General features: G+C 37.6%; 11 protein-coding genes and 1 rRNA gene. 11 read left to right on the top strand and 1 reads right to left on the bottom strand.

What is annotated here, in order from left to right:
* Positions 1-385 precede the first annotated feature (385 nt).
* The 11 genes from rrf to rsmI all read left to right on the top strand — a co-directional run bounded on the left by rrf (position 386) and on the right by rsmI (position 8,544).
* A 5S ribosomal RNA gene (gene rrf, locus C9J37_RS18005) occupies positions 386-501 on the top strand.
* 537 nt (positions 502-1,038) lie between these two features.
* Positions 1,039-2,463, top strand: coding sequence for an aminotransferase class I/II-fold pyridoxal phosphate-dependent enzyme (locus tag C9J37_RS18000; protein ID WP_107896452.1), 1,425 nt, complete (start codon positions 1,039-1,041; stop codon positions 2,461-2,463).
* Between the two features lie 17 nt (positions 2,464-2,480).
* Positions 2,481-3,110, top strand: a complete 630-nt coding sequence (gene tmk / locus C9J37_RS17995; RefSeq protein ID WP_107896451.1) for a dTMP kinase — start codon at positions 2,481-2,483, stop codon at positions 3,108-3,110.
* A gap of 281 nt (positions 3,111-3,391) precedes the next feature.
* Positions 3,392-3,721, top strand: coding sequence for a cyclic di-AMP receptor DarA (locus C9J37_RS17990; RefSeq protein ID WP_024362572.1), 330 nt, complete (start codon positions 3,392-3,394; stop codon positions 3,719-3,721).
* Positions 3,722-3,816: 95 nt separating this feature from the next.
* The gene (locus C9J37_RS17985) at positions 3,817-4,257 is read left to right on the top strand and encodes a YaaR family protein (RefSeq protein ID WP_024362573.1); all 441 of its coding nucleotides are present in this window, start codon (positions 3,817-3,819) and stop codon (positions 4,255-4,257) included.
* 158 nt (positions 4,258-4,415) lie between these two features.
* Positions 4,416-5,420 carry a DNA polymerase III subunit delta' gene (gene holB / locus C9J37_RS17980; protein WP_024362574.1) on the top strand — a complete coding sequence of 335 codons (1,005 nt, stop codon included), beginning with the start codon at positions 4,416-4,418 and terminating at the stop codon, positions 5,418-5,420.
* Positions 5,413-6,228 carry a PSP1 domain-containing protein gene (locus C9J37_RS17975; protein ID WP_024362575.1) on the top strand — a complete coding sequence of 272 codons (816 nt, stop codon included), beginning with the start codon at positions 5,413-5,415 and terminating at the stop codon, positions 6,226-6,228. The genes holB and C9J37_RS17975 overlap by 8 nt, the downstream gene beginning before the upstream one ends.
* A 27-nt stretch (positions 6,229-6,255) precedes the next feature.
* Positions 6,256-6,612 (top strand): DNA replication initiation control protein YabA, encoded by a 357-nt coding sequence (gene yabA / locus C9J37_RS17970; RefSeq protein ID WP_024362576.1) that lies wholly within the window; start codon positions 6,256-6,258, stop codon positions 6,610-6,612.
* Positions 6,613-6,675: 63 nt separating this feature from the next.
* Complete coding sequence (locus C9J37_RS17965; RefSeq protein WP_024362577.1) at positions 6,676-7,425, top strand: tRNA1(Val) (adenine(37)-N6)-methyltransferase; 750 nt, start codon at positions 6,676-6,678, stop codon at positions 7,423-7,425.
* Positions 7,409-7,672 carry a GIY-YIG nuclease family protein gene (locus C9J37_RS17960; protein ID WP_024362578.1) on the top strand — a complete coding sequence of 88 codons (264 nt, stop codon included), beginning with the start codon at positions 7,409-7,411 and terminating at the stop codon, positions 7,670-7,672. Before C9J37_RS17965 ends, C9J37_RS17960 begins: the two co-directional genes overlap by 17 nt.
* Positions 7,669-8,544, top strand: a complete 876-nt coding sequence (gene rsmI / locus C9J37_RS17955) for a 16S rRNA (cytidine(1402)-2'-O)-methyltransferase (protein WP_107896450.1) — start codon at positions 7,669-7,671, stop codon at positions 8,542-8,544. The genes C9J37_RS17960 and rsmI overlap by 4 nt, the downstream gene beginning before the upstream one ends.
* 269 nt (positions 8,545-8,813) lie before the next feature.
* Here rsmI and C9J37_RS17950 read toward each other — a convergent pair whose 3' ends face one another.
* The gene (locus C9J37_RS17950; RefSeq protein WP_024362580.1) at positions 8,814-9,092 is read right to left on the bottom strand and encodes a transition state genes transcriptional regulator AbrB; all 279 of its coding nucleotides are present in this window, start codon (positions 9,090-9,092) and stop codon (positions 8,814-8,816) included.
* Positions 9,093-9,398 lie beyond the last annotated feature (306 nt).

The following is a 9,398-nucleotide window of genomic DNA, read 5'->3' as shown; positions in this document are numbered from 1 at the left end:
GATGAGGTAGATAGGTTCGAGGTGGAAGTGTGGTGACACATGGAGCTGACGAATACTAATCGATCGAGGACTTAACCAAAAAGTTTGAAACATTCAATGAACCGTTTATCCAGTTTTGAAAGAACAATCTTTCATAAAAGGGTTTCAAGATACGAGTAGTTCGCGGAAGCGATTGAGAGAAGGAAGGAGCGTACGTCTGTACGTGACTGACTGAACGAATGAAGCTGACAAAGAAATACGATGTATATTGAAAGCCGTGAGAGCTTCAAGACACAAGTAGAACAAGGAAGCAAACGAGTGAATGAAGGAGCGTACCTTTGTACGTGACTGATTGAACGAGAGAAGCTGACGCAGTAATACGCCGTGTATTGGAGGTCGAATAGAGTCTAGTGATGATGGCAAAGAGGTCACACCCGTTCCCATACCGAACACGGAAGTTAAGCTCTTTAGCGCCGATGGTAGTTGGGGGCTTCCCCCTGTGAGAGTAGGACGTCGCTAGGCAACTTAAAAAGACCGAAGAGAAATCTTCAGTCTTTTTTTATTTGAAATCCTAACGTATCCAAAGCGCTAAAGAAACAATCACACATTGTAATATCATGATTAGCTGCTTAGCCCAAAAAGTATGAGACACTTATTCTAACTAACTTATAGTTGAGATACTCTAAACAGCATGTGTATCGTTAACCTGAGAAAACTATTGGAGAATGGGTGACATCATACATCTAGAGACGGCAAGAAATAGATAGTAGGTATTGTAAATGGTGAAAGTGATGCAAAAGAGATACTTAAAGAATTTGCTATATTGAGGGAGGCCATTCTTTTTTAGGAATAAGAGAGAAGTTTCTGCATATTGCTGTCCTAACTAAATTATTGGCACTTTTTGAATCGTTGTAGCAGTTGGAATGAAAACCAAATGCTGTTTTATGGTTATTCTCGCATCTTAAATCTTAAGCTATCCTATTTTGTAGGATAGCTTTTTTATCGTGCCATAATCCCGTATAATTAAAGAATACAATAAACGAAAAAGGGTGTCTTGTTTTGCAAAAGAAAAAGCCAATTGTAGAAGGTTTAGAGCGTTTTCGACAACAACAAAATATATCCTTTCATGTACCAGGACATAAACATGGAGAATTTTCACATTTACCACAGGCTTTTAAAGATGTTATGCGCTACGATGTAACAGAGTTAACAGGAATGGATGACTTGCACTATCCTGAGGGAATGATATTAGAGGCTGAAAATTTACTAGCTGAAACATATGGTGCGACGAAAAGCTTTTTTTTAGTAGGTGGCTCAACAGTTGGGAATTTAGCGATGATATATGCTACATGTAAAAGAGGCGATACGATCATTGTACAACGTAATGCTCACAAATCTATTTTTCATGCAATTGAGCTTGTTGGAGCAAAGGCTGTTTATGTTTCTCCACTTTGGGACGACCGAACATTAACTGCAACACATGTTTCCTATCACGATCTAAAACAGGCAGTTGATGAGTATCCAGGCGCAAAGGCAGTGGTTTTAACGTATCCAACATATTACGGTATGATATCTAAAGAACTATCACAGCAAATAGCATATTGTCATGAAAAAAATATACCCGTTTTAGTAGATGAGGCCCATGGAGCTCATTTTAATGCTTGTTCTTTATTCCAGCCATCTGCTTTAACCTTCGGCGCCGATGTTGTTGTGCAGTCAGCGCACAAAACATTGCCGGCTATGACCATGGCTTCTTTTATGCATGTGAACTCACAATTAGTGAATGTTGATAGTATCCATCACTATTTACGCATGTTACAATCCAGCAGTCCATCTTATGTATTGTTAGCTTCTTTGGATGATGCACGCTATTATATACAGACATATATGGAGAGCGATGGTGCATATATAATAGAGAAAAAAAATCAATGGGTCGATGCATTACGTTCAATTGGTTCGCTTGAAGTCATTGAGGTAGATGACCCTATAAAATTATTGCTTCGCGTTAAAGGTTATAGTGGCTATCAACTACAGGAAGCATTAGAAGCGAAGCATGTATATGCAGAGCTTGCCGATGCTCATCAGGTATTACTTGTATTGCCACTTTTAAAACAAGGGTATAGTTTTCCATTTGCAGAGATTCGCGTACGTATAAAAGAGGCTGTGACAGCATTATTAAACACTGAAAAAACAGAAATACAAGCCGTTTCGCACAATGCCTACAGTTTCACTGCTATTACGGAACCAGCTTATTCATTTGATGAAATTGCAAATATGAAGAAGGAATGGCTACCCTACATGCGGACAATGGGACGTACGGCTGCAAGTATGATTATTCCTTACCCTCCTGGCATCCCATTGCTCGTTCCAGGGGAAAAAATTACGGTGGCTAAACTAAGTCAGTTGGAGGAATTACTTGCAACAGGCGCAACATTTCAAGGAAATCACAGATTAGAGGAAAAAATGATCGAGGTCATAAAATAGTTGGAGGCAATAACAGCATGAATGGCAATTTATTTATTACATTTGAAGGTCCAGAAGGTGCCGGGAAAACAACCATCATTAAAAAAATAGCTGAACGATTAGCACAAGAAAATATAGATGTTTTAGCAACGAGAGAACCTGGAGGCATTGAAATCGCCGAAAAAATTCGAACCATCATTTTAAATCCGGCGCACACAGCAATGGATGAACGGACGGAAGCATTGTTGTACGCAGCAGCGAGAAGTCAGCATTACTTTGAAAAAGTACGACCTGCTTTAGATGCTGGGAAAATGGTTATTTGTGATCGATTTATTGATTCATCGTTAGCTTACCAAGGATATGCACGTGGCATCGGTGTAGATGATGTACTATCAATTAATGAATTTGCAATTGGGAAAAAATTACCCGATTTAACTATCCTATTTGATATTTCACCGGAGGTTGGTTTAGCGCGTATACACGCACATGGAGATCGTGAAGTAAACCGCCTTGATGTTGAAAGCTTGGCCTTTCATCAAAAGGTGCGTGAGGGATATTTACAATTAGTAAAACGTTATCCAGAACGTATAAGAGTTATTAATGCGGACCAAAGTATGGAGCATGTAGTTGAAGATGTATGGGCAATAGTGTATAAGGCAATGCAGTAAAAACATGAAGTTAACTAGCATATTGTGATATAATGGTAACATCTGATGACACATTCACTGCATCGGATAAAAGAAAACTTTACCTTATAAGTGCTAAGATGAATGCAATGTGCCTACTTTCATCTGATACGCGTACGAACAAAGATAAATTGTCGCAAAGATTTTTTAACATGAATGTTGTTAGCGTCCTTTTCTTTCTAAGTATGGATTGAAATTGTTAGTAGATGTTGCTGTTTTGAATAAATTCTATCAAGGCCAATTATATAAAGGGGTGAGTGCGAATGAAGTTAGTCGTAGCTGTTGTACAAGATCAGGATAGTAGCCGCTTATCGAATGCTTTAACGAAAAATCAGTTTCGCGCAACAAAATTAGCGAGTACAGGGGGTTTTTTACGCTCTGGTAATACGACGTTTCTAATTGGAACAGAAGACTCTCTCATACCCAAAGTTTTAGATATTATCCGTGATAATTGTCGAGCACGGGAACAATTGGTTGCACCCGTATCGCCATTAGGTGGTAATGCAGATTCCTATATCCCATATCCAGTGGAGGTAGAGGTAGGGGGCGCTACCGTCTTTGTTTTACCGATTGAACAATTTCACCACTTTTAACAGTATTTAATATTTAGTGAGCATTGCCAAACTGGCAGTAAAAATTCACAACTATAGATGACATTGATAATAAAGCAGTTGGGGGCGAATGAAGCTTGAAGATCAATCAAGATATACGTGTCGGGATCAATACTAATCGTAAGGAGCCTCTACAAAATAATAATCAAAATAACCGATTTGGTGATATGGTCGTCAAGCAAGGCTCCAAATTGCAAACCGAACAACTAACACGATTGTTGGGGGATATTTCAACTGCTGGTGACCGTGTGGCAAGATCCCGTAATTTGCGAGAGCTTGCTCGTTTTAAAATGCTTGTGAAGCGCTTCTTACAGGAAACTGTAGAGCACGGTATGGAATTAAAACAATCGCATACGTGGAATCGCTTTGGTGAAGGAAGAAGATTGAAAATTATTGAGACAATTGATACGCGTCTTGTGGAGCTTGCACAAGATATTTTAGATGAAGAAAAGGAAGCGATTGACCTTCTCGACAAAATTGGCGAGATTAAAGGTCTATTAATTAATTTATATATGTAAAACCCGTGTCTTGTTCACTTGTAGGCGCGGGCTTTTTTCAAATTTGATCTGTAGGACTCCTTACTATCACAATTGGTAAAGCGTTTCTTCTACCAAAAATAAATTTACATGTACAAGTCCAAAAGGCTTTATAGATATAGGAAGGAATATAATAAAAAATGGCGAAGAATGTTGAAGAGCTTTTCACACTACAGCCAGTCGTAATGAAGCAGCTTCAAACGATTTTTGACAAAAATAGATTAGCCCATGCATACATTTTTGATGGCGAAAAAGGAACAGGGAAAGTGGATATTATGCATTTTTTTGTAAAATTAATGCTATGTGAACATCCACATGAAAATGTTCCATGTGAAACATGTCGAAATTGCAGACGTGTTGATTCGGGAAATCATCCGAATATTCACGAAATCTATCCGGAAGGTCAATTTATTAAAATTGATCAAATACGTGATCTTATTTCTGAGATGAAAATGATGGGTGTTGAGCAAGGACGTAAAATTTACGTACTGCATCATGCAGATCGTTTAAATATAGCATCTGCTAATATGATTTTAAAATTTTTAGAGGAACCCGATGGAGAAGTTACGGCTATTTTGTTAACAGAGCAGATGCAATCAATATTACCTACTATTCGTTCGCGCTGTCAGCATATTAAGTTTCAAAAGATGCCGCGTCAATTGTTGTTAAAGCATTTGCAAGAAAATGACGTTCCCCACTCCATGGCTTCTACGGTTAGCATGATGACGAACGAGCTCGAAACCGCTATTTTTTTAGCAAAAGATGAGCAGTTTGCACAGGCTCGAAAAACAGTGTTAAAATTAGTAGAGGCAATTCGCCAAAATGTACATGAAGCGATGATAGTTGTACATGAGGAATGGTTGCCACTATTTAAGGAAAAAAGCGAAATGGAGCAAGCATTGGATTTACTACTATTTGCTTACCGTGATATAGTGTCAATAAAAGCTAATCCCGAAGCAGCTTGTACTTATCCAGACATGTTACAGACTTTTAAAGAAGCTGCGTTACATTCGACTTTTGAACGCCTATCTAGTCAAATGGAGTCCATTTTACAGGCGCGTGCATCTTTACAGCGTAACATGAATAGGACGTTATTGATGGAGCAGCTAATGCTAAATCTGCAGGAGGGATATACATTTGTATAATGTAGTAGGAATCCGCTTTAAAAAGGCGGGTAAAATATATTATTTCGATCCAGCATCATTTCTACTAGAGGACAGTCAATATGTCATTGTAGAGACAGCTCGTGGTGTAGAATACGGGAAAGTAGTTGTACCTCAAAAAGTAGTAGGGGAAAATGATGTAGTATTACCACTTAAACAAGTACTACGACCAGCAGATGAACGTGATCGTATTCAAGTTGAAGAAAATGCGATAGAGTCAAAACGTGCATTTGAGCTAGCAAATGCAAAAATTATAGAACATAAACTAGAGATGAAACTTGTTGATGTTGAATATACATTTGATCGCAATAAAATCATCTTTTACTTTACGGCAGAAGGTCGTGTTGACTTCAGGGATTTAGTAAAAGATTTAGCATCTGTTTTTAGAACGCGTATCGAGCTCCGCCAAATTGGTGTGCGAGACGAAGCAAAATTATTAGGTGGTATTGGTCCTTGTGGCCGAATGCTATGCTGTTCAACATTTTTAGGTGATTTTGATCCGGTGTCTATTAAAATGGCAAAAGATCAGAATTTATCTTTAAACCCATCTAAAATATCTGGGTTATGTGGTCGTTTAATGTGCTGCTTGAAGTATGAAAACGATGAATACGAAGAAGCAAAAGAGGGTATGCCGGATATTGGTGAAATGACAATGACACCAGATGGCCGTGGGAGAGTTGTTGGTTTAAATGTGCTAGAAAGACTTATTCAAGTATATTTACAGGAGCAAGAGCGCACGGTTGAGTATACGCTCGAAGAACTGCTAGCATGCGAAAAAAATCTTATATAAGATAGAGAATTTAACGAGGTGGCTTGGGTGAAGGACCGTAATTTCTTAGATACCGTTATGGAGTTCGAACAACAGCTCGAAGCAATGCAGGCGCAATTTGGTGCATTGAAGCAATTTGTAGCGTTAATGATGGAAGAACATAAGGCACTCGAAACAGAAAATCATCACCTTCGTACACGTCTAGAAGAACTACTTTCTAAAGAGAACACCGTACAGGCTACAGATGAGAAGAAAGAGAATCCATTAGATATTGGCGAGGGATATGATAACTTAGCACGTCTATACCAAGAGGGCTTCCACGTTTGTCATGTTCATTTTGGAAGTTCACGTAAAGGTGAAGATTGTCTGTTTTGTCTATCATTTTTAAATAAGCAAAATGTGTAATAGAAGACTGATTCCCGCTTCGGTGGTATCAGTCTTTTGTTTTGTATAGTAGGAGGAAGGCTCATGGAAAATTGGTTGAAGGATGATGAAAGGTTAGATTATTTGTTGGCAGAGAATTTACGTATTATTCAAAGCCCATCTGTCTTTTCTTTCTCATTGGATGCAGTGTTACTTTCGAAATTTGTCAATGTACCTTATCATAAAGGGGAAATAGTTGATTTATGCTCAGGCAATGGGGTTATTCCGTTATTTTTAAGTGCTAGAACGAAAGGGCATATTACGGGTGTAGAATTACAGCCTCGTTTATTTGATATGGCAGAGCGAAGTATTCGGTATAATAACTTAGCGCAACAAATCAATATGGTACTTGGTGATGTAAAGGAAATTCCATCTCAATTAGGAATAGAAAAATATGATGTAGTGACTTGTAATCCGCCATATTTTTTAGCGCATGAAGCAAGTGATAAAAATTTATCTGAACATTACGCGATAGCACGACATGAGTTACATTTAACACTCGATGAAGCGGTGCAATCGGCAAGTAGATTATTAAAACAAGGTGGAAAAGCAGCATTTGTACATCGCCCTGGTCGCTTATTGGATATTGTCACAGCTATGCGAGCAAATCGATTAGAACCAAAACGAATGCAACTGATTTATCCGAAAGTAGGGAAGGAAGCCAATACTTTATTAATAGAAGCAATAAAGGATGGTAAACCAGATTTGAAAATATTACCCCCACTGTATGTCTATGATTCAAATAATGAATATACAGCTGAAGTGAGAGCAATGCTTTATGGACAAAACGAATAGTCATTTCTTCTATGTGTTAGAATGTGCGGACAAGACTTATTACGCAGGTTATACAAATAATGTAGAAAAGCGTGTTGCCGCACATAATGCAGGGAAAGGTGCCAAATATACACGGGCTAGAGGACCAGTTGAATGTATTTATGTCGAAGCTTTCGACACAAAACAAGAAGCGATGCGGGCAGAATATGCTTTTAAGCAGTTAACACGGGCGCAAAAAACGAACTATATAGGGAGGGATAAATCGTGAAATCACAAAAAAGTACGATGCACGATCATCAAGGACATTTATATCTTGTAGCAACACCCATTGGCAATTTAGAGGATATGAGTGTACGTGCACTACGTATTTTAAAGGAAGCGGATGTGATAGCTGCTGAAGATACACGGAATACAAAGAAGCTTTGCAACTATTTTGACATTGAAACACCACTTGTAAGTTATCACGAACATAATATTGATGCCGGGGGAGAGAAGCTACTAAGCTTTTTACGTCAAGGAAAGACGGTGGCATTAGTAAGTGATGCTGGTTTACCTTGTATTTCGGACCCAGGGGCAGATATTGTTAGTAAGGCAATTGCCGAAGGAATAGCTGTAGTACCAATACCAGGTGCGAATGCCGCAATTTCTGCTTTAATTGCTTCTGGTTTAACACCACAACCCTTTTTCTTTTACGGGTTTTTAAATCGTGGAAAAAAAGAGAGACGACAACAATTAGAGCAATTAAAAAAAAGACAAGAAACCATCTTATTTTACGAGGCTCCCCATCGTTTAAAAGAAACACTAAAGGATATGGAATTAATTCTTGGTAATCGCCGTATTGTGCTGGCGCGTGAACTGACAAAAAAATTCGAGGAGTTTCTTCGTGGTACTGTAACAGAAGCGGTGGAATGGTCTCAAACCGAAGAAATTCGAGGAGAGTTTTGTATTGTTTTAGAAGGAAATCAACATGCAGAAGAAGATAAGCAAGAAGATGTATATTGGATTGCCATGAATGTTGTGGAACATGTCGATTATATTATTGCCGAATCAGGCGTTACTTCTAAGGAAGCAATAAAAGAAGTAGCGAAACTGCGCCAAGTAGCGAAGCGTGATATTTATAACGAATACCATAGTGAGTGAGTATTAAAAGGTTGTCTCCATGGAGGCAATCTTTTTTATTTGCAATAAACAATATTTACCAAATTATTACGATTGAGAATGATTATCCTTATTAAAATACAAATGTTTAAATTGATAATAATTGTAAAAGCGAGTAATCTTAATAAAAGAGGTCTGACATGGACATTATATGGGAAGTATATATAATACTTTACCATTATAAAAAGAAATTTTTATTAAATAATAAAAACACCTAAACCGCTGTTGTCGATTTAGGTGCAGGAAAGGGTTTATTTTTTTAAGCTAGATTGGATTTCTTTCATCAGCATTTCTGCGCCTTCAGGGCTTAAAATTAATTTGCCTCCAACTAGACGGAAGTTATCATCAGAAACTTCACCAGTAACAGCACAAGTCATGTTAGGCATATATTTTTTTAGGATGATTTTATCATCATCTACGTAGATTTCTAAAGCGTCCTTTTCAGCGATACCTAATGTACGACGAAGTTCGATTGGAATTACCACACGACCTAATTCATCGACTTTACGAACAATACCTGTTGATTTCATAATTATTTTTCCTCCTATAAGTGAAAGTTATATTTGTGTTTCGTCAAATTTCGACATAATTTCCTTGTCTGATAGTTATCATACCAAGTAATGCCATAAACGTCAATTAATTAATACAGTAATTATTTCTTATTTGTAAAAATTTTTGAGGAGAAAACTGTTATTTCTACGTTTTTAAAAGGTTTTTATTATAGATTTTATTTTATAGTAAAAAAGCTTCTTATAAAAGACATTAAATGGATTAATATAATATTCGACATTTTTCGCATTCGATAAACTTTCATTGAAACGAATTTCGTACTTCGA

It is taken from the genome of Lysinibacillus mangiferihumi, assembly GCF_003049665.1.
Taxonomy (GTDB): Bacteria; Bacillota; Bacilli; order Bacillales_A; family Planococcaceae; genus Lysinibacillus; species Lysinibacillus mangiferihumi.
The sequence above is the reverse complement of the archived record's forward strand: the minus strand, read 5'-3'. Positions and strand labels throughout refer to the sequence as shown.